The 19,343-nt window shown below is 63.8% G+C and carries 24 protein-coding genes; 17 read left to right on the top strand and 7 right to left on the bottom strand.

Annotated features, from left to right (window positions below):
- A complete protein-coding gene (bcsN, locus tag AABQ55_RS06585; protein WP_272804454.1) occupies positions 1-951 on the top strand; it encodes a cellulose biosynthesis protein BcsN in 951 nt (316 codons plus the stop codon).
- Between the two features lie 3 nt (positions 952-954).
- On the opposite strand, the gene AABQ55_RS06590 is transcribed toward bcsN, so the two are convergent.
- Positions 955-1,836, bottom strand: a complete 882-nt coding sequence (locus tag AABQ55_RS06590) for a LysR family transcriptional regulator (RefSeq protein ID WP_272804455.1) — start codon at positions 1,834-1,836, stop codon at positions 955-957.
- A 103-nt stretch (positions 1,837-1,939) separates the two neighbouring features.
- Here AABQ55_RS06590 and AABQ55_RS06595 point away from each other — a divergent pair, with 103 nt between their 5' ends.
- From AABQ55_RS06595 to AABQ55_RS06605, 3 genes are all read left to right on the top strand, one after another.
- Positions 1,940-3,436 (top strand): CoA-acylating methylmalonate-semialdehyde dehydrogenase, encoded by a 1,497-nt coding sequence (locus AABQ55_RS06595; protein ID WP_272804456.1) that lies wholly within the window; start codon positions 1,940-1,942, stop codon positions 3,434-3,436.
- A 141-nt stretch (positions 3,437-3,577) separates the two neighbouring features.
- Complete coding sequence (locus AABQ55_RS06600; protein ID WP_272804457.1) at positions 3,578-4,669, top strand: YjgN family protein; 1,092 nt, start codon at positions 3,578-3,580, stop codon at positions 4,667-4,669.
- Complete coding sequence (locus AABQ55_RS06605) at positions 4,659-5,735, top strand: M48 family metallopeptidase (protein ID WP_272804458.1); 1,077 nt, start codon at positions 4,659-4,661, stop codon at positions 5,733-5,735. The genes AABQ55_RS06600 and AABQ55_RS06605 overlap by 11 nt, the downstream gene beginning before the upstream one ends.
- 57 nt (positions 5,736-5,792) lie before the next feature.
- Here the strand turns inward: AABQ55_RS06605 and AABQ55_RS06610 are convergent, their stop codons facing one another.
- Positions 5,793-6,836: a Fe(3+) ABC transporter substrate-binding protein gene (locus tag AABQ55_RS06610; RefSeq protein ID WP_272804459.1), complete on the bottom strand. Its 1,044-nt coding sequence runs from the start codon at positions 6,834-6,836 to the stop codon at positions 5,793-5,795.
- A gap of 179 nt (positions 6,837-7,015) precedes the next feature.
- On the opposite strand from AABQ55_RS06610, the gene rirA reads away from it, so the two are divergent.
- A complete protein-coding gene (gene rirA, locus AABQ55_RS06615; RefSeq protein ID WP_272804460.1) occupies positions 7,016-7,477 on the top strand; it encodes an iron-responsive transcriptional regulator RirA in 462 nt (153 codons plus the stop codon).
- 18 nt (positions 7,478-7,495) lie between these two features.
- Here the strand turns inward: rirA and AABQ55_RS06620 are convergent, their stop codons facing one another.
- A complete protein-coding gene (locus AABQ55_RS06620) occupies positions 7,496-7,903 on the bottom strand; it encodes a response regulator (RefSeq protein ID WP_244767603.1) in 408 nt (135 codons plus the stop codon).
- 125 nt (positions 7,904-8,028) lie between these two features.
- The gene (locus tag AABQ55_RS06625) at positions 8,029-8,748 is read right to left on the bottom strand and encodes a helix-turn-helix transcriptional regulator (protein ID WP_244767604.1); all 720 of its coding nucleotides are present in this window, start codon (positions 8,746-8,748) and stop codon (positions 8,029-8,031) included.
- 488 nt (positions 8,749-9,236) lie between these two features.
- Between AABQ55_RS06625 and AABQ55_RS06630 the strand changes: the two genes are divergently transcribed.
- From AABQ55_RS06630 to AABQ55_RS06660, 7 genes are all read left to right on the top strand, one after another.
- A complete protein-coding gene (locus AABQ55_RS06630; protein ID WP_272804461.1) occupies positions 9,237-10,832 on the top strand; it encodes an ABC transporter substrate-binding protein in 1,596 nt (531 codons plus the stop codon).
- Positions 10,833-10,934: 102 nt separating this feature from the next.
- Positions 10,935-11,939, top strand: a complete 1,005-nt coding sequence (locus AABQ55_RS06635) for an ABC transporter permease subunit (RefSeq protein WP_272804462.1) — start codon at positions 10,935-10,937, stop codon at positions 11,937-11,939.
- Between the two features lie 10 nt (positions 11,940-11,949).
- Entirely contained in the window at positions 11,950-12,858 is a 909-nt protein-coding gene (locus AABQ55_RS06640) for an ABC transporter permease subunit (protein WP_272804463.1), read from the top strand.
- Positions 12,858-13,712: an ABC transporter ATP-binding protein gene (locus AABQ55_RS06645; protein WP_272804464.1), complete on the top strand. Its 855-nt coding sequence runs from the start codon at positions 12,858-12,860 to the stop codon at positions 13,710-13,712. Before AABQ55_RS06640 ends, AABQ55_RS06645 begins: the two co-directional genes overlap by 1 nt.
- Positions 13,709-14,539 carry a dipeptide ABC transporter ATP-binding protein gene (locus AABQ55_RS06650; protein WP_244767607.1) on the top strand — a complete coding sequence of 277 codons (831 nt, stop codon included), beginning with the start codon at positions 13,709-13,711 and terminating at the stop codon, positions 14,537-14,539. Before AABQ55_RS06645 ends, AABQ55_RS06650 begins: the two co-directional genes overlap by 4 nt.
- A 40-nt stretch (positions 14,540-14,579) precedes the next feature.
- Complete coding sequence (locus tag AABQ55_RS06655; RefSeq protein ID WP_272807403.1) at positions 14,580-15,068, top strand: gluconokinase; 489 nt, start codon at positions 14,580-14,582, stop codon at positions 15,066-15,068.
- A 130-nt stretch (positions 15,069-15,198) separates the two neighbouring features.
- On the top strand, positions 15,199-15,543 hold the full coding sequence (locus AABQ55_RS06660; protein ID WP_134649753.1) for a RidA family protein: 345 nt from the start codon (positions 15,199-15,201) through the stop codon (positions 15,541-15,543).
- Between the two features lie 68 nt (positions 15,544-15,611).
- Here AABQ55_RS06660 and AABQ55_RS06665 read toward each other — a convergent pair whose 3' ends face one another.
- Positions 15,612-16,412: a response regulator gene (locus tag AABQ55_RS06665; RefSeq protein WP_244767608.1), complete on the bottom strand. Its 801-nt coding sequence runs from the start codon at positions 16,410-16,412 to the stop codon at positions 15,612-15,614.
- Positions 16,413-16,561: 149 nt separating this feature from the next.
- Here AABQ55_RS06665 and AABQ55_RS06670 point away from each other — a divergent pair, with 149 nt between their 5' ends.
- Positions 16,562-16,759 (top strand): NepR family anti-sigma factor, encoded by a 198-nt coding sequence (locus tag AABQ55_RS06670; RefSeq protein ID WP_244767609.1) that lies wholly within the window; start codon positions 16,562-16,564, stop codon positions 16,757-16,759.
- 79 nt (positions 16,760-16,838) lie between these two features.
- On the opposite strand, the gene AABQ55_RS06675 is transcribed toward AABQ55_RS06670, so the two are convergent.
- Together AABQ55_RS06675 and AABQ55_RS06680 are read right to left on the bottom strand one after the other, a co-directional pair.
- Positions 16,839-17,099: a YMGG-like glycine zipper-containing protein gene (locus tag AABQ55_RS06675; RefSeq protein ID WP_023514829.1), complete on the bottom strand. Its 261-nt coding sequence runs from the start codon at positions 17,097-17,099 to the stop codon at positions 16,839-16,841.
- Positions 17,100-17,127: 28 nt separating this feature from the next.
- The gene (locus tag AABQ55_RS06680) at positions 17,128-17,283 is read right to left on the bottom strand and encodes a DUF3309 family protein (protein ID WP_023514830.1); all 156 of its coding nucleotides are present in this window, start codon (positions 17,281-17,283) and stop codon (positions 17,128-17,130) included.
- 177 nt (positions 17,284-17,460) lie between these two features.
- Between AABQ55_RS06680 and AABQ55_RS06685 the strand changes: the two genes are divergently transcribed.
- The 4 genes from AABQ55_RS06685 (at position 17,461) to AABQ55_RS06700 (ending at position 19,121) form a co-directional block, all read left to right on the top strand.
- A complete protein-coding gene (locus AABQ55_RS06685; protein WP_272804465.1) occupies positions 17,461-17,796 on the top strand; it encodes a hypothetical protein in 336 nt (111 codons plus the stop codon).
- Between the two features lie 81 nt (positions 17,797-17,877).
- On the top strand, positions 17,878-18,075 hold the full coding sequence (locus tag AABQ55_RS06690; RefSeq protein WP_064332396.1) for a CsbD family protein: 198 nt from the start codon (positions 17,878-17,880) through the stop codon (positions 18,073-18,075).
- A gap of 250 nt (positions 18,076-18,325) precedes the next feature.
- Entirely contained in the window at positions 18,326-18,490 is a 165-nt protein-coding gene (locus AABQ55_RS06695; protein ID WP_023514833.1) for a DUF1328 domain-containing protein, read from the top strand.
- 130 nt (positions 18,491-18,620) lie between these two features.
- Positions 18,621-19,121 (top strand): TIGR00645 family protein, encoded by a 501-nt coding sequence (locus tag AABQ55_RS06700; RefSeq protein WP_244767611.1) that lies wholly within the window; start codon positions 18,621-18,623, stop codon positions 19,119-19,121.
- The last annotated feature ends 222 nt before the right edge of the window (positions 19,122-19,343 follow it).

Consider the following 19,343-nt stretch of genomic DNA (forward strand, 5'->3'; position numbering starts at 1 on the left):
ATGCGCTGGCTGCTTCTCACTGCACTTCCGCTCCTTGCCACGGGCTGCACCGCCGTGCACGATCCGTTCCTCGAAACCGGTTCCATCCGGCCGGATGCGCCGCCGATCTCGACGGAGGTCTCGCCGGAATTCGCCGCTGCCTACCTGCCGTCGATCTCCGGGCGCATCGAAAGCGTGCGCCAGACGGTGCGCGGCGATTTCTTCGAACAGGCGATCGTCTATTCCAACGCGACGGCCTCCGCCGGCGAGAACGTGCTGACGGTGCGGGTCGGCACGCCCGCCGAAGGCACCGCCTTCCTGCGCGCGCCGACGCGGCGGGCGATCCTTGCCGAGATGCGGCAGGCCCTGCCGGGCGTCGCCATGAGGATCAACGCAGCTGCCGGCCAGAACACGCATGGCGTCTACGGTTATGCGACGGGGCCGCTCGGCACCTCCGGGAGCTGCCTTTATGCCTGGCAGTTCGCCAAGCGAACGGCGCCGCTCAGCGAAACGGCGATGGGCCGCATCGGGGACGGCAACTATTCCGCGCAGGTGCGCCTGCGCTTCTGCCATCCCTCCATGCCGGAAGAGCGCATCGCCGCGCTGATGGGCGGCATGCGGCTGAAGCCGGTGACGGGCCAGACCTTCGACATGCTGCGTTATGCCGGCGGCAGCGGCGGCCTGCGCAGCCAGTCCGTATCGATGCGCGCCGAGCCCGTGGCGGTGATCGACGATGGCGCAGAGCCGCGCCGTACGCCGAAGCGCCGGGTTGTCGAGGAGAAGCGGGCGGAGGAGCCGGCCGCCATCCGCAATGCCGTGCGCGTGCCGCTCCCGGGCGAAGCCGGCCAGGAGAAGATTAAGATCGCCGTTGCCGAAAAGCCGGCAGAGGAGGCCGGAGAGAAGCGGACGTCGCGGGCCAAAAGCGTGCTGGTGCCGATGCCCGAGACGACCGCGCTGACCGCGGGCGACTGACGCTCACAGGAAGATGTGGTGCTCCTTCTGCACGAGTTCCTGCAGGAATTCGGCGACGGTGCGCACGCGCGTCAGGTCCCGCGCGCTTTCGTGCCAGGTCGTCCAGTAGGCACGGCGGATGGCGGTGCCGGGCAGCAGGCGGACGAGCTCGTCATGTTGCCGGGCGATGTAATCGTGCAGGATGCCGATGCCGGCGCCGGAACGCACGGCCTCCGTCTGGCCGGTGGCGCTGGAAATCTCGAAGCCCGCATCCCAGCTGCGCATGATCTCACCGGTGAAATTGAGCGAGGCGGTGAAGATCAGGTCCTCCACATAGCCGACCCGCCGATGGGCCTTGAGGTCCTCGACGGTTTGCGGCGTGCCGTTCTCTTCGAGATAGGCGCGCGAAGCATAGAGGCCGAGCGTATAGTCCGTCAGCTTGGCGGAGACGAGGCGTCCCTGCTCCGGGCGTTCCAGCGTGATGGCGATGTCGGCCTCGCGCTGGGAGAGCGAGAAGGAGCGCGGCACCGGCACGAGCTGGATCTTCAATTCCGGATGGCGCGCCGTCAGCCGGCCGAGGCGCGGCGCGAGGAAGGAGACGCCGAACCCGTCCGGCGCGCCGACGCGCACCGTGCCGGCGACGGCGGTATCGATGCGGCCGATGCTCGCCTGCACCGCCAGCATCTCCGTCTCCATCCGCTCGGCTGCGCGCAAGAAGGCCTCGCCCTCGGCGGTGAGCTCGCAGCCATTGGTCCGGCGGATGAGGAGCCGCGTCTTCAACGCCTCCTCCAGCGCGCTGACGCGGCGGCTGAGCGTGGCATGGTTCACGCCGAGGCGGCGGGAGGCGGCGAGGATCTGCCCGGTGCGGGCCACCGCCAGGAACATGCGGGCGTCATCCCAGTTCATTTTGCCTCCGACTTTAATTTCTGCACAACGGTTCCTTATCCAAGGTGATTGAGTTGTGCAAATTGAAGTGCGATGATCCTCTCACAACAAACGGAGGACTCCCATGTACGAGATCGGCCATTTCATCAACGGCGAGAAGGTCGCCGGCACCAGCGGTCGCACCGCAAACGTCTACAACCCTGCGACGGGCGAGGTTCAGGCGACGGTCGCGCTCGCCAACGACGCGGATCTCCAGGCCGCCATCGACAGCGCCAAGGCCGCGCAGCCGAAATGGGCCGCCACCAATCCGCAGCGCCGCGCGCGTGTCTTCATGAAGTTCGTCGAGCTTCTCAACCAGAACATGGATGAACTCGCCGTGCTGATCTCGCGCGAACACGGCAAGACCATCGAGGATTCGAAGGGTGACGTCATCCGCGGCCTCGAAGTCTGCGAATTCGTCATCGGCATTCCGCACCTGTCCAAGAGCGAGTTCACCGAAGGCGCCGGCCCGAACATCGACATGTACTCGATCCGCCAGCCGGTCGGCATCGGCGCGGGCATCACGCCGTTCAACTTCCCGGGCATGATCCCGATGTGGATGTTCGCCCCGGCCATCGCCTGCGGCAACGCCTTCATCCTCAAGCCGTCCGAGCGCGATCCGTCGCTGCCGATCCGCCTTGCCGAACTGATGATCGAAGCCGGCCTGCCGGCAGGCATCCTCAACGTCGTCAACGGCGACAAGGGCGCGGTCGACGGCATTTTGGCGCATCCGGACATCGCCGCCGTCTCCTTCGTCGGCTCCACGCCGATCGCCCGCTACGTCTACGGCACGGCCGCCGCCAACGGCAAGCGCGCCCAGTGCTTCGGCGGCGCGAAGAACCACATGATCATCATGCCCGACGCCGACCTCGACCAGGCCGCCAATGCCCTGATGGGCGCCGGCTACGGCTCGGCCGGCGAGCGCTGCATGGCGATCTCGGTCGCCGTGCCGGTCGGCGAGGAAACCGCCAACCGCCTCATCGAAAAGCTGACGCCGATGATCGAGAGCCTGCGCATCGGCCCCTATACCGATGAGAAGGCCGACATGGGCCCGGTCGTCACCAAGGAGGCCCAGGCGCGTATCCTCGGCCTCATCGACAAGGGCGTGGAAGAAGGCGCAAACCTCGTCGTCGACGGCCGCGGCTTCAAGCTGCAGGGTTATGAGGACGGCTACTTCGTCGGCGGCTGCCTGTTCGACAACGTCACGCCGGACATGGAGATCTACAAGACCGAGATCTTCGGCCCGGTCCTCTCCGTCGTCCGCGCCAAGAACTACGAGGAAGCCCTCGACCTGCCGATGAAGCACGAATACGGCAACGGCGTCGCGATCTACACCCGCGACGGCGACGCCGCCCGCGACTTCGCCAGCCGCATCAACATCGGCATGGTCGGCGTCAACGTTCCGATCCCGGTTCCGCTCGCCTACCATTCCTTCGGCGGCTGGAAGTCCTCGGCCTTCGGCGACCTCAACCAGCACGGCACGGACTCGATCAAGTTCTGGACCCGCACCAAGACCGTGACGAGCCGCTGGCCGTCCGGCATCAAGGGCGGCGCGGAATTCTCCATTCCGACGATGAAGTGATCCGTTCGACCGGATAGGATGGAAGGGGCTCCCGGATGGGGCCCCTTTTGCGTTGCGGGTTTTTTGTGCTCTGCGAAGAATAGCCATACGGCCCGGGCCGTTAAGCCCTCGTGTTCTATGCATTTGGAAGGGGCAAACGATATGGCATTTGCAGCATCCGCTGCGCCCGCGGGACAGGCGGGCGGTTTCCACCGCATCACGTTTACCGGCAAGGCGTCGGAATATTTCGGCATCTGGATCGTCAATGTGCTGCTGACGATCCTGACGCTCGGCATCTATTCGGCCTGGGCGAAGGTTCGGCGTAACCGTTACTTCTACGGCAACACCGTGCTGCTTGGCCGGTCGTTCGAATACCACGCCAAGGGGCTGCAGATCCTCATCGGCCGTCTCATCGTTCTCGGCGCCTTCGTCGCGCTCAACGTCATCGCGACGCTGGTACCGATCCTCGTGCTGCTGCCGACGCTGGTCGTGCTGATCGCGCTGCCGTGGCTCGTCGCCAAGGGCCTGCGCTTCTCCGCGCGGGTCACGAGCTATCGCAATGTGCGCTTCGATTTCGTCGGCGGGGCGGGCGGGGCCTTCAAGGCCTTCATCCTCGGCAGCCTGCTCGCCGTCATCACCGTCGGCATCCTCACGCCGCTCGCCAGCCGCTGGGTCTCGCGCTATGTCGGCTCGAACCTGCGCTACGGCGGCAAGGCCTTCGATACGGACCCGAAGCTCGGTCCGCTCTACAAGTCCTGGCTCCTGTCGTTCCTCATCGCGCTGGTCGGCCTCGGCATCATCGCGCTCATCGTCTTCATGAACCTCTCGCTGATCCTGCCGATGATCGAGACGCCCGGCGCGCTGACGCCGGAACAGCAGATCCCGCTCGTCATCAGCGCGGTCATCGGCTACATCGTGCTCTTCGCCACCTTCGGCATTGCGGGCCTCTTCTATCGCGCGGGCGTGCGCAACATCGCCTGGTCGGCAACCACCTTCGACGGCCAGCACCGCTTGCTGAGCGACGTCTCGCGCACCCGCTACACCTGGATCGCCATTTCCAACGTCATCGTCACGCTGCTGACCCTCGGCCTGATGCGGCCCTGGGCGGCGGTGCGCATGGCGCGCTATACGTGGGAGCATACCGGCGTTACCTTTGCCGGCGACATCGGCGAGCTGTTCAGCCGCATCGAGGCGCAGGGCTCGGCCGTCGGCTCCGAATTCATGGACTTTGAAGGTTTCGACTTTGGCTTCTGACAATGCCACCATTGCCAGCGGGGATTGGCATCCTGCCGGCTCCAGCCGCTCGGTCGAGGCCCGCCTCGTCGAGCGGGCCGGGGAAATCGCGGCGGTGCCGGTCGGCGGCGAGAAGCCGCTCGCCGGCGCGGGCCTCTCCTGGGTCGAGATTTCCGGCCGCGTCGGGGCCATCCCGCGCCGGGTAACCTTCCCGGACGGCTCGGTCTTCGAGACCTGGGACAATGACGGCATCGACCGGTATCTTGCGGCGCGCGGCAAGGGCGGTGCCGGCCTCGTGCACTGGCTGGAACAGTTCCGGCTCCGCCTCATCGTCATCGTGCTCGCCGCCTTCGTGCTCGGCGGCGCGGTCTATCGCTGGGGCGTGCCGGCGCTCGTCGAGCTCGCCATCCTCACCACGCCGCCGATCGTGCCGCAGCTGATGGCGCAGGGCACGCTGGAGGCGCTCGACCAGACGACTTTCTCGCCGACGAAACTGCCGGACGGCCGCCGCAAGGAGATCGCCGACGGTTTTGCCCGCATCGCCGCCCAGTCGCCGCGCGGGGCAGGGGCCTACAATCTCAATTTTCGCGACGGCGGCCTGATCGGTCCGAACGCCTTCGCGCTGCCGGACGGCACGCTCGTCGTCACCGACCAGCTCGTCGAGCTGGCGGGCAGCGATACGGAAATGATCGTGGGCGTGCTTGCGCACGAGATCGGCCATGTCGAGCTGGAGCACAGCCTGCGTCAGTTCTACCGCGCCGCCGGCATGACCGGCCTCATCATGCTGATCGCCGGCGACGTCGGCTCGGCGGTCGAGGACGTGCTGGTGCAGGGCGGCGGCCTGCTGGCGCTCTCCTATTCGCGCAGCGCGGAGGCCGAAGCCGACCGGCGCTCGGTCGAGCTGATGGCGAAGGCCGGGTTCGATCCCGCCGCGATCGCCCGCTTCTTCGGCCTGTTGGAGGAAAAGCTCGGCGACAGGGGGGACACCAACATCCTCTCCACCCATCCGGGCACGCCGCAGCGCAAGAAGGACATTATCGACTACAGCCGGATCATCACCGGCCAGTCGGATCCGGACCTGCAATGAACGAAAACGGCGGCCCGAGAGCCGCCGTTTCCTGGTTTGGCCTTGGGAGGCATCCCGTTACTGCGACGGACCGTCGTTGTAGCCGACCTTGTCCACCAGTTCCGATGCCTTCTTGCGGTTTGCCGCGATATCGACGAGCGGCAGGGCATCCGGCTTCAGCGTGCCGAAGGACTTGACGACGTCGGAGGGCTCCGCGCCCGGCAGGACCGGGTATTCGTAGACCTGCTCGGCATAGATCTGCTGCGCGGTGCCGGCCGACAGGAATTCCATCAGCTTCAGCGCATTGTCCTTGTTCGGGGCGTTCTTGGCGAGCGCCATGCCCGAGACGTTGACATGCGAGCCGCGGTCGCCCGCATTCGGGAACAGCACCTTGATGGCGGCTGCCCAGTCCTTCTGCTCCGGCTCCTTCTCGTTGGTCATCATCAGACCGACATAGTAGGAGTTGCCAAGCGCGATGTCGCATTCGCCGGCGAGGATCGCCTTGGCCTGGTCGCGGTCGCCGCCGTCAGGCTTCTTGGCGAGGTTGTTCTTCAGGCCCGTCAGCCACTTTTCGGCTTCGGCCTCGCCGTGGTGGGCGATCATCGAGGCGAGCAGGCCGATATTGTAGGAGTGCTGGCCGTCGCGGGTGCAAATCTTGCCCTTCCACTTCGGGTCGGCAAGCTCCTCGTAGGTGATCTCGTTCTGCGCGACGCGATCCTTGGACGCGTAGACGACGCGCGAGCGCGTGGTCAGGCCGAACCAGTCGCCATCCGGATCCCGGTACTGCGCCGGGATGTCCTTGTTGATGACGTCGCTCTGGACAGGCTGCGTGACGCCGCCTTCCTTGGCTTCCGTCAGGCGCGCGATGTCGACCGTCAGGATGACGTCGGCCGGCGAGTTCGCGCCTTCCGCCTGGATGCGCTCCACCAGGCCCTTGTCGAGGAAGAGCACGTTGGTGGTGATGCCGGTTTCCTTGGTGAATTCGTCGAGCAGCGGCTTGATCAGGTCCGGCTGGCGATAGGAGTAGATGTTGACTTCACCATCCGCGAGGGCAGGTGCGGCAAGCGCCAGACCGGCGGTCGAGAGGGCTAGGGCGGCGAGGGACGTCTTAAGCAGTTGCATCTGGTCCTCCTGGTGCATTTATTCTTAACTGCTAAAGTCGTGTTTAACGGCTTGCCCCTTGCAGTCAACCGTGCGATCCCTGCCATAACATGAATGTGATTTTCCGCTTTTTGGAATTGTTCTAAACAGTGAAGTGTCCTATATGTGTTCGGACTTGAAAACCGGATCCGGAGTTCCCGATGCGTCTGACGAAACAAACCAACTATGCGGTGCGCATGTTGATGTACTGCGCGGCGAATGGTGACAAACTCAGCCGCATCCCGGAAATCGCCAGGGCCTATGGCGTCTCCGAGCTGTTTCTGTTCAAGATTCTCCAGCCGCTGACGCGCGCGGGCATCATCGAGACGGTGCGTGGCCGCAACGGCGGCGTGCGCCTGCCGAAGCCCGCGACGGAGATCACGTTGTTTGACGTCGTGCGCGTGACGGAGGATTCCTTCGCCATGGCCGAATGCTTCGAGGCCGGCGAGATCGAATGCCCGCTGGTCGATAGCTGCGGTCTGAATTCGGCGCTGCGCAAGGCGCTGAACGCCTTCTTCGAAGTGCTGCAGCAATACACGATCGACGACCTCGTCAAGGCCCGCCCGCAGATCGGCATGCTGCTCGGCCTGGACACCGCGGTCGAGCGCCAGCCGGCCGCCTGACGCGCCTGGTGCCGGCGGTTATTCCCCGGCGCCGACGTCGCGCTTCACATATTCCTGCAGGATGAATTCGATGGCCGTCGGATCGAGTTCGGCCTTGTCGATGCGGAAGTCGACGCCGTAGTCGTCAATCTTCTGGAAATAGGCATCGCTGATCGACGACGAAATGACGCCGACCGGGCCGATATAGCCGTTGCGCCTGAGCTCCGGCACCGTCTCGCGAAAATCCGCCTGGGGCTGGAGCCGGTTGTCCATCAGGATCATGTCCAGCTGCACGCCGGACGCGCGGATGAAATCGAGCGCCGCCTCCACCGTCTCCACATAGTTGAGCGTGATCGCATAGCTCGAGACCTTGCGCATCAGCGCGCTGAGGATGACGTTTTCCGCAGGGTCGTCATCGACAAGCAGGATTTGCACGGGTGCGGTCATGGCGGTGGGTGAACCTGATTGCATCGAATGGTTGGCCGGAGGCCGCGGCTACTCTCATCCAGGCCGCGACCATTAACAAGTCCCTAACTCTGCTATCTCCGGCGTCACGGTGCTGTTTTGTGACGCTACTGGATGATCTGCTCGCGGATCGCTTTCGCGACCATTTGCGTGCGGTTCACCACGTCGAGTTTTTTCAGGATCGTCGCCGTGTGCGAATTCACCGTGTGTTCGGAGACCGAGACGATGAGGGCGATCTCGCTCGCCGTCTTGCCGTAGGAGATCCAGCGCAGGATTTCCGTCTCGCGCGGCGTCAGGCCCATGCCGGCCTTGTTGGCGAGCACCTTGCGGTAGAAATAGTCGAAGGCGCAGTTCGCTTCGTAGCAGATCTCGTAATGGGCGCTGCGGCCGATATCCTCGCCGTCGCCGAGGAAAAGCACCACATAGCGCGTGCCGGCGATCGAATGGACCGGAATGGCGAGCGCCATGTCGAAGCCGATCTGGTCGAGGAAGTCGCTGCTGCCGACCGTGCCGTTTTCGGGCGGGTCGTCGCTTCGCCAGACGGTCGGGATCGTCGACTTGTAGAAGCTCTTGAAGATGGCGGAATCGTTGAGGCGGTGGCGTTTGTCATAGGTTTCGGCAAGGCCGGCCGGCAGGTCGTGCAGCACGAGGCGACCGGCAAGGTGGCTGGTCTCGTGCTCGTTGGCCAGCTGGAGTATCCCGAAGTGTTCGAAGCCGTAACGCAGCGCCAGGGTATGGAAGATGCGAAAGAAATCGACGCGATTGAGAGCCTTCTCAAGATCGCTTTCGAAATCGTAGCGCCGGTAGTGTTTGTTCAAGACGGGCACGTGGTCTCTATCCCTGGGATTCCACGCGTCCAAATCTAACGCCGCAATCTCTGGCGGCAAAGGGTTTTACGGGACAATTTCACGCGCGCAGGGCACTTTTTTCCCGCGCTTCTGGCAAGATATTGAAAAGAAAAGAGAAAATGTAAGAGGGGCGGCCCTTCGCTTTTTTGCCCCGCCCTGCCGCCACAGCGCCGGGCCGCGAAGGGCCGCCCCTCTTGCCTCGTTGTCCCGTTATGACGCGGCGGGCGCGACGGCGCCATCCGTTCAGGTCGGGATTGACAGGAAAGCGGCGGGTGATTCGCGTTGCTTTTGAAGCCGTTTCTAATGCTGTGGAGAATAATGTTCCGAGGATTTTTCCGTTTGGACAAATTTGTTCGCGGACTTATTGCAATCCTGCGGCAAATGTCGTTCCATCCGCGCAAGGCCGGGGCTGGAACCGCACCCGAGCCCGCACAAGAGAACAAAAAAGCAAACCTGGGAAGCTCACTATGAAAAAGCTGACTACTCTCCTCGCAGCGACGGCGCTTGCCTCGTTGATGGGTACGGCCGCCTGGTCGAAGACCTTCGTCTACTGCTCGGAAGCCTCGCCGGAAGGCTTCGACCCCGGTCTTTACACGGGCGGCCAGACCTTCGACGCGGCCGCGCACACGGTTTACAACCGCTTGGTGGAATTCAAGCGCGGCACGACGGAAATCGAGCCTGCGCTGGCCGAGAGCTGGGATATTTCGGCTGACGGCAAGGAATACACCTTCAAGCTCCGCAAGGGCGTGAAGTTCCAGACGACCGAGTATTTCACCCCGTCGCGTGAGCTGAACGCAGACGACGTGATCTTCTCCTTCGAGCGCCAGTACAAGGAAGATAACGCCTGGAACAAGTACGTGCCGGGCGCATCCTGGGAATACTTCTCCGGCATGGGCCTGCCCGATGTCATCGAGAAGATCGAGAAGATCGACGACCTGACGGTCAAGATCACGCTGAAGCGCCCGGAAGCGCCGCTGCTCGCCAACCTCGGCATGCCCTTCATCTCGATCGTCTCGAAGGAATATGCCGACAAGCTGCAGGCTGACGGCAAGATGGAGCTGATGAACCAGCAGCCGCTCGGCACCGGTCCGTTCACCTTCGTCGCCTATCAGCCGGATGCTGCCATCCGCTACAAGGCCAACCCGGATTACTGGGGCGGCAAGCAGGCGATCGACGACCTCGTCTTCGCGATCACCACGGATGCCGCCGTTCGCGCGCAGAAGCTGAAGGCCGGCGAATGCCACCTGATGTCCTATCCGAACGCTGCCGACGTCGCCGAGCTGAAGGCCGATCCGAACCTCAACATCTCCGAGCAGGCCGGCCTCAACGTCGCCTACCTCGCCTATAACACGCTCGTCGCGCCGTTCGACAAGGTCGAGGTCCGCAAGGCCCTCAACATGGCGGTCAACAAGCAGGCCATCGTCGACGCCGTCTTCCAGGGCGCCGCGACCGTCGCCAAGAACCCGATCCCGCCGACCATGTGGTCGTACAACGATGCCGTCGAAGACGACAAGTACGATCCGGAAGCCGCCAAGAAGATGCTCGAGGATGCCGGTGTCTCCGGCCTCAAGATGAAAATCTGGGCCATGCCGGTAGCCCGTCCCTACATGCTGAACGCCCGCCGCGCGGCGGAACTGATGCAGGCCGACCTTGCCAAGATCGGCGTCGAGGTCGAGATCGTCTCCTATGAGTGGGCCGAATACCTGAAGCTCTCCTCCGACAAGGACCGCGACGGTGCGGTCATGCTCGGCTGGACGGGCGACAACGGCGACCCGGACAACTTCCTCGACACCCTGCTCGGCTGCGATGCCGTCGGCGGCAACAACCGCGCGCAGTGGTGCAACAAGGAATTCGACGACCTGATGACGAAGGCGAAGGAAACCGCCGACGTCGCAGAGCGCACGAAGCTCTATGAGGAAGCCCAGGTGATCTTCAAGCGCGAAGCGCCGTGGAACACCATCGACCATTCGCTTGCCGTCGTTCCGATGAGCAAGAAGGTTTCGGGCTTCGTCCAGTCCCCGCTCGGCGACTTCGTCTTCGAAGGCGTGGACATCGCCGAGTAATATCGGCTACGAGAAAGGGCACGCCGCAAAGAGCGTGCAGTGGCCGGCGGCTCGAAGAGATTCGGGCCGCCGGTTTTTCAAAATAAGAAGGGATTGGCTCCCATGTTTCGCTTTATCTTCGGACGGCTCGCCGTCCTGATACCCACGTTCCTCGGGGTATCGCTCATCGCGTTCTCCTTCATCCGCCTTCTGCCGGGCGACCCGGTCATGCTGATGTCGGGCGAACGCGTGATGTCGCCGGAACGACACGCCGAGCTTATGCACCAGCTCGGCCTCGACCGGCCCATGTACATCCAGTACTTCGATTATCTCGCAGGCCTGCTGACGGGCGACTTCGGTTCGTCCATCGTCACCAAGCGCCCGGTTCTCGATGACTTCCTTCAGCTCTTCCCGGCGACGATCGAGCTCTCGCTCTGCGCGATCATCCTCGCCGTCGTGCTCGGCATTCCGGCCGGCGTGCTGGCCGCGGTGAAGCGGGGGACCTGGCTCGACCAGTCGATCATGGGCGTCGCGCTCGTCGGCTATTCGATGCCGATCTTCTGGTGGGGCCTGCTGCTCATCATCTTCTTCTCCGGCTATCTCGGCTGGACGCCGGTCTCGGGACGCATCTCGCTGATGTACTTCTTCCCGCAGGTCACCGGCTTCATGCTGATCGACAGCCTGATCTCGGGCCAGGCGGGGGCGTTCAAGTCGGCGGTCACCTACCTGATCCTGCCGACGATCGTGCTTGCGACGATCCCGCTCGCCGTCATCGCGCGCCAGACCCGCTCGGCCATGCTCGAAGTGCTCGGCGAGGACTATGTCCGCACCGCCCGCGCCAAGGGCCTGTCGCCGTTCCGCGTCATCGGCATCCATGCCCTGCGCAATGCGATGATCCCCGTCATCACCACGATCGGCCTGCAGGTCGGCGTGCTGCTCGCGGGCGCCATCCTCACCGAGACGATCTTCTCCTGGCCGGGCATCGGCAAGTGGATGGTCGACAGCGTCTTCAAGCGCGACTATGCCGTGGTGCAGGGTGGCCTGATGCTGATCGCCGCCGTCATCATGATCGTCAACCTCGTGGTCGACCTGCTTTACGGCTGGGTCAACCCGCGTATCCGGCACTAGGAGGCGATCCATGAGCACGGTTCAAAACACGGCCGACACCAAGACGGGTGGCACGCGGCCCTCGGGCCTTTCCGAATTCTGGTTCTATTTCTCGCGCAACAAGGGCGCCGTCATCGGCCTCTTTGTCTTCCTGGTCATCCTGTTCGTCGCGGTCTTCGCGCCCTTCGTCGCGCCGCACAGCCCGAGCAGCCAGAACCGCGAGCTGCTTCTCCTGCCGCCGGTCTTCCAGCAGGGCGGCATGTGGGGGCACATTCTCGGCACCGACGCCGTCGGCCGCGATATCCTCTCGCGCCTCATCTACGGCGCACGCTTCTCGCTCTTCATCGGTCTCGTCGTCGTGACACTGTCGGTGGTCTCGGGCGTGCTGATCGGTCTCGTCGCCGGCTATTTCCGCGGCAAGGTCGATACCTTCATCATGCGCATCATGGACATCATCCTGGCGTTCCCCTCGCTGCTGCTCGCCCTCGTGCTGGTGGCGGTTCTCGGCCCCGGTCTGCTCAACGCCATGATCGCCATCTCGCTCGTCAACCAGCCGCATTTCGTGCGCCTGACGCGTGCGGCTGTCATGACGGAGAAGTCGAAGGACTATGTCGTCGGCTCGAAGGTGGCCGGCGCCGGCACCTTGCGCCTGATGTTCATGACGATCCTGCCGAACTGCCTTGCGCCGCTCATCGTCCAGGCGACGCTCGCCTTCTCGGCGGCGATCCTCGATGCGGCCGCGCTCGGCTTCCTCGGCATGGGTGCCCAGCCGCCGACGCCGGAATGGGGCACGATGCTCGCCGAGGCGCGCGAATTCATCCAGCGCGCCTGGTGGGTCGTCACCTTCCCCGGCCTTGCCATCCTCATCACCGTGCTTGCCATCAACCTCATGGGTGACGGCCTGCGCGACGCCCTCGATCCCAAGCTGAAGAGGTCGTGATGTCGCTTCTTGAAGTCAAAAACCTCATCGTCGAATTCCAGACGGCCTCCGGTCCTTTCCGCGCCGTGGACGGCGTTTCGCTCAAGGTCGACGAGGGCGAAGTGCTCGCCATCGTCGGCGAATCCGGCTCGGGCAAGTCGGTCTCCATGCTCGCCGCCATGGGGCTTCTCCCGTGGACGGCGAAGGTGACTGCCGACGTCCTCACCTTCAACGGCCGCGACATGCAGGCCATGTCGGACAGCGACCGGCGCAAGATCATCGGCAAGGACATCGCCATGATCTTCCAGGAGCCGATCGCCAGCCTCAACCCTTGCTTCACGGTCGGCTACCAGATCGAGGAAGTGCTGCGCATCCACACGGATCTCTCCCGCAAGGCGCGGCGCGACCGGGCGATCGAACTCTTCCAGTCGGTCGGTATTCCGAACCCGGAAGAACGCCTCGGCCACTTCCCGCACCAGATGTCGGGCGGCCAGTGCCAGCGCGTGATGATCGCGACCGCCCTTGCCTGCAATCCGAAGCTGCTCATCGCCGACGAGCCGACCACCGCGCTCGACGTGACGATCCAGAAGCAGATCCTCGACCTCCTGATGAAGCTGCAGGCCGAACACGGCATGGGCCTCATCATCATCACCCATGACATGGGCGTCGTCGCCGAAACCGCCGATCGCGTCATCGTGCAGTACAAGGGCCGCCAGATCGAGGAGGCCGACGTGCTGTCGCTCTTCTCGGCCCCGAAGAGCGTCTATACCAAGGCGCTGCTTTCGGCCCTGCCGGAAAATGCCACCGGCGAGCGCCTGCCGACGATCACGGAAAAGCTGACCGACGCCGAGATTTTCGCAGGAGCAGTCCGATGACCCCTGTTCTCGAAGCACGGAACCTGAAGCGCGACTACCATATCCCGGGAAGCCTGTTCAAACCGGCCAAGACCGTTCACGCCGTCAAGGGCGTGAGCTTTACGGTCGAGCAGGGCAAGACGCTCGCCATCGTCGGCGAAAGCGGCTGCGGCAAGTCCACCCTTGCCCGCATGGTCACGATGATCGATCCGATCACCGAAGGCGACATGCTGATCGACGGCCGCAAGGTCGATATCGCGCATGAGCCGCTGACGGCCGAAATGCGCAGCAAGGTGCAGATCGTCTTCCAGAACCCCTATGGTTCGCTCAACCCGCGCAAGAAGATCGGCGACATCCTGACGGAGCCGCTGGTCATCAACACCAAGGTGCCGGCGGGCGAGCGGCGCGACCGCGCCATGGCCATGCTGAAGAAGGTGGGCCTGGAGGAGAAGCATTACGGGCGCTATCCGCACATGTTCTCCGGCGGCCAGCGCCAGCGCGTGGCGATCGCCCGCGCGCTGATGCTCAATCCGCGCCTTCTGGTGCTCGACGAGCCGGTCTCGGCGCTCGACCTTTCGGTCCAGGCCCAGGTGCTGAACCTACTCGCCGACCTGCAGGACGAGTTCAAGCTCACCTATGTCTTCATCAGCCACGACCTTTCGGTCGTGCGCCACATCGCGGACGACGTGATGGTGATGTATTTCGGCGAGGCGGTGGAATACGGCAGCCGCGACCAGGTGTTCGGAAACCCGCAGCACAGCTACACGAAGACCCTCTTCGCCGCGACGCCCCGCGTCGATGTGGACGCCATCCGCGCCCGCATCGAACGCCGCAAGCGCGTGGCGTAAGGACGGACAGCCCGTGACGGCGGCCCGCGCGATCGTCGTCATGGGCGTTTCCGGCTCCGGCAAGACCTCCGTCGCCGAGGGCCTTGCCGCCGCCCTCGGTGTCGCCTTCATCGAAGGCGACAGCCTGCATCCCGCCGGCAATGTCGAGAAGATGTCCCGCGGCATCCCGTTGACGGACGAGGACCGCTGGCCCTGGCTCGACACGATCGGCCGGGCGCTTGCCGAAAGCCTTGGCGCCGGAAAAACCGTCGTCGTCTCCTGCTCGGCCCTGAAAGGGGCCTATCGCGACCGCCTGCGCCGGGCTGCCGGCGGGCCGCTCGCCTTCGTCTTCCTCAAGGGCAGCCGCGATCTGCTCATGACCCGCATGGCGGCACGGCACGGTCATTTCATGCCCGCGAGCCTGCTCGACAGCCAGCTTGCCACGCTGGAGGATCCGTCCGGCGAACCGGGTGTCGTGACCGTCGGGATCGACGCCTCCGTCGCAGCGATCGTCGCTGCGGCGCTCGATGGGTTGAAGGCATTGGGCTGACCCCGGTGCGGGGAATTTCCCCACCCTGCCACTGGCGCCCGCGCGCGCGGCCTCGTATAGACGGCGGGCCGCAGGCTTTGCGTGCCGGCGGCCTCCCGCCAAGAATTTCAAGACCTGACAGGAACGAGACATGGATATCAAACGCTTTGAAACCGGCCCGCGCATGAGCCAGGCCGTCGTGCACAACGGCACCGTCTATCTGGCCGGCCAGGTCGGCGAGGCGGGTTCGGACGTCACCGAGCAGACGAAGCAGGCGCTTGCCGAAGTCGATCGCCTGCTGGCGCTCGCCGGCACGGACAAGACCCGCATCCTCTCCGCCCAGATCTGGCTCGCCGACATGGCCGACTTTTCCAAGATGAACGCCGTCTGGGACGCCTGGGCGCCGCAGGGCCACACCCCGGCCCGCGCCACCGGCGAATCCAAGCTGGCAACCCCGGACTACCTCGTCGAAGTCATCGTCGTCGCCGCGCTTTAAACCCCGCGTTTCGGCTGAAACGGAAAAGGCCCGCGCAAGCGGGCCTTTCTCATTTCTGGACTTCGCCTTCAGGCCGATTTCGCCAGCCGCGCCTGCTCGTCGAAGAACAGGGCCTGGCTGATCAGCGCCTTCACCATGTCCGGATTGAACGGCTTGGTGACGAGGAAGGCCGGCTCGGGCTTCTCGCCGGTGAGCAGCCTTTCCGGGAAGGCGGTGATGAAGATTACCGGGATCGTGCTGTTCTTCAGAATGTCGTTCACCGCATCGATGCCCGAGCTGCCGTCGGCGAGCTGGATATCGGCCAGAACCATGCGCGGCGAGGTGCGGTGGTAGAGCTCCACCGCCTCCGAATGGGTGCGCGCGATACCCGTCACATTGTGGCCGAGACCCTTCACCATGTCCTCGATGTCCATGGCGATCAGCGGCTCGTCCTCTATGATCATGATGTCGGTCGCCACCTGCCGCGAGATGTCGCGCGAGGCCTCGTCGAGCAGGGCGGCGAAGCGTTCTTCCGATATGTCGAGGATGTCCGCGCCTTCGGCAAGGTCGAAGCCCTCGACGGCGACCAGCAGGAAGGCCTTGCGTTCCGCCGGCGGCAGGTTCGCGAGGTTGGCGGCCGCCTGGCGCTCCCAGCCGAAGGGGGATGTGTTGTCCGGCAGCGTCACGTCGAGATTTTCGAAGAGCGTGCAATAGAGCCGGTAGAGCGCAATCCGGTCGCTTCGCCCCTCCGGATAGAGCGTGATATCGGCAACGAGCGCTTCGAGCATGGCCGCGACATAGGCGTCGCCCGAGGTCTGGGAGCCCGTCACGGCACGGGAAAACCGCCTGAGATAGGCGAGATGCGGTGCGATACGGGTGGAAAGTGACATTTAGTTCTCCCTGAATATGTTCCGCATCGGAACCGTTTCCGCTAGAATTCACCATGCGGAAACCTATTACTAGCATTCTAAGTCTGACTTGCTATTGGGAATCTTGGGCAAAAGGAAGATAGCGGGTGGCATCGGATGGAAACAAGGCCATGATCGAGCCAGGTAAAGAGAAGAAGCGCGCGCGGCGGGAGGCACCCGTCAAGGCTGCGTTCGACCCGAACGGCCCGGTCGGCCGCAAGCTCAAATCCTTCTACGATGTGATCGAGACGGAACCCGTGCCCGATCGCCTTCTCGATCTTCTGGAAAAGCTCGACGAGGCCGAGCGCCGGGCCAAGAGCGGTTCCTGAAAACATCCATTCCTTCCAGTTCCAGACATCAAGAAACGGGCCCGAGGGCCCGTTTCCTTTTTGGTGATCCGGCGCCGTGTCAGCGGCAGCGTGCTTCGTAGCGGCGGCCGTAGCGGTCGCGGTAGATGCAGTAGCCGCTGCGGTCGGAGCGGGCGATGAGATAGCCCGCCGCGCCGCCGATCGCCGCCCCCGCAAGCGCGCCGCCGGCACGGCCGGTGACGACGCCGCCGATGATGGCGCCCGTGCCCGCGCCGATCGCGGTGCCGCGCTCGGTCTGGGTGCAGGCGGTGAGCGTCACCGTGGAGGCGACAAGGGCAAGCGCGATGATGGTGTTCTTCATGGTTCCGGCTCCTGGCTTGGTTTGGGGATCAGATACGTCCCATGAGGACGAGGATGAGAAGGATGAGCACGATCAGCCCGAGGCCGCCGGAGGGGCCGTAACCCCAGCTTCGGCTGTATCCCCAGTTCGGCAGCGCGCCGATCAGAAGCAGGATGAGGATGACGAGGAGAATGGTGCTGAGCATCGGTGCTTCCTTTCGCGTCCGGTTCGCTTTCGAGCGATGGGCCGACAACGGGCCGCGACGGATTTTGTTCCCGAAAATGTGACAACGCCGTCATTGGCCACGCCCGGAACTTTCATCGCCCCGCTCCGTTTCCCGTCCCGACCGATGGGCGGTGACCCGCGGGTGATGGAGAGTGAAATGGAACACATAGCCGCAATCATGCTTCTGGTCGGCTGCAGCCATGGCGGCCTCACCTGTGAAGAACTGCAAGCGCCCCAGGTGGCGTTCGAGACCATGGAAGAGTGCGTCGGCGCGCTGCCGGCGGCGCTCGGCGGAGCGGGCGCCGGCAAGCGCCTCGTGCACGGCCACTGCGCAGCGGTCGATCCCGCCTGGGTCGAGGAGGATGTCGAGATCAGTTGGCGCCTCAGCCGGCAGAACGGCCTCGAAGTCCATGTCCGGCAGGTCGATCCGCCGGCAAAGGACGTCATCGTCGCCGACAGCGCCTATCCGGGCGGTGCGGCACGGATGCACTGACCTGCCGGGGAACCTTTCCGGCGCCCACCGGTTTCCCTCCGGTAAACGCCATGCGTTCAACGGAACAGAAAGGACAGCGACATGAACTGGGACATCATCGAAGGCAAATGGAACGAGTATAAGGGCAAGGCCCAGGCCCAGTGGGGCAAGCTCACCGACGACGATCTCGATGTCATCAACGGCCGCCGTGTCGAGCTTTCGGGCAAGATTCAGCAGCGGTACGGCCTCGCCAAGGAAGAGGCGGAGCGGCAGATCGACGACTGGACGCGCCGTCACTGACACATGTCCAGCCGAAGCGGCTTCGCTCCGGCGCCGGACAATGCGGTAAAAAACCCCGGGCACGTCCGGTTTGCCGGAATTTCCCCGGGGACAGCGCCGATCACATAGACGACCGCCATGCCGTCGCAGCCGAGGGGCCGCGGCGGCATCGCTTTTTTGAAGAAGAAAACGTCATTCTATTCAGTTTGGGTGCCGGGAACCTTTTTCAAGCGTCATCGTTTCTACAACGATACAAGGAAGGAGTTCGAAAATGCTCTATTATGCTGTGGTCTTTCTCGTGATTGCTCTTGTCGCCGGCCTGCTCGGCTTCGGCGGCATTGCCGGTGCTTCGGCCGGCATCGCACAGATCCTGTTCTTCGTCTTCCTGGCCCTTCTGGTCCTTTCGCTGATTGCGGGCCTGTTCCGAAGGGCATAAGGATGAAGCGTACCGGAAAAGGGCGGCGTTCGCGGACGCCGCCCTTTTTGCATCTGCGAACGACCCTTGCGGGGCTTCGAGCCATTGGTTAACAACGGGTGAATTTGCCGAATCCCTTGGAGCCTGATCGATGAAATCCCTCGAACTCCTGGTCGAACGCATCATCCTGTCGAGCCGCTGGATCCTGGTGGTCTTCTATCTCGGCCTCGTCGCGGCGCTTGCCGTCTATGCGGTGTCGTTCCTCTACAAGTTCGGCAAGGTGGCGATGAACGTCTTCGTCTTCGACGATGCGGAGATGATCCTCGCCATGCTCGGCCTGATCGACGCCGCACTGGTCGCCAGCCTCATCCTGATGGTCATGATCGCCGGCTACGAGAATTTCGTCAGCCGCTTCGACGATGCCGAGGCCGATGTCTCCTTCCTCGGGAAGCTCGATTCCGGCAGCCTGAAGATCAAGGTCGCCTCCTCGATCGTCGCGATCTCTTCGATCCACCTGCTGCAGGTCTTTCTCAACGTGCAGCAATATACCGATGCCAAGCTGATGTGGCTGACACTCATGCACCTCGCCTTCGTTGTCTCTGCCGTGCTGCTCGGCTTCCTCGAGCAGATCATGGGCAAGCTGAAGGGCTGATGCCTTGCCGGACCGGCAGGGGAGGGGGCGCCGCAGACATCCGCCGGCGCCTTTTTCTTTGTTGGAAAGTCAAGCGAAAGTTCCGGCCTTTCCCCGACATTCCACCTATGCACCGGTCGATTTGTGCTGCCGTCGAGCAGATGGCAGCGGGAATTCTGGTTTTTGATCATTTGGACAAGATTTTGGCAGGCGATCCGTGGCTCTGGAGGGGTGTTTTCGTGC

Origin of the sequence: Shinella sp. WSD5-1, from assembly GCF_963942435.1 — a bacterium.
GTDB lineage: Bacteria > Pseudomonadota > Alphaproteobacteria > Rhizobiales > Rhizobiaceae > Shinella > Shinella yambaruensis.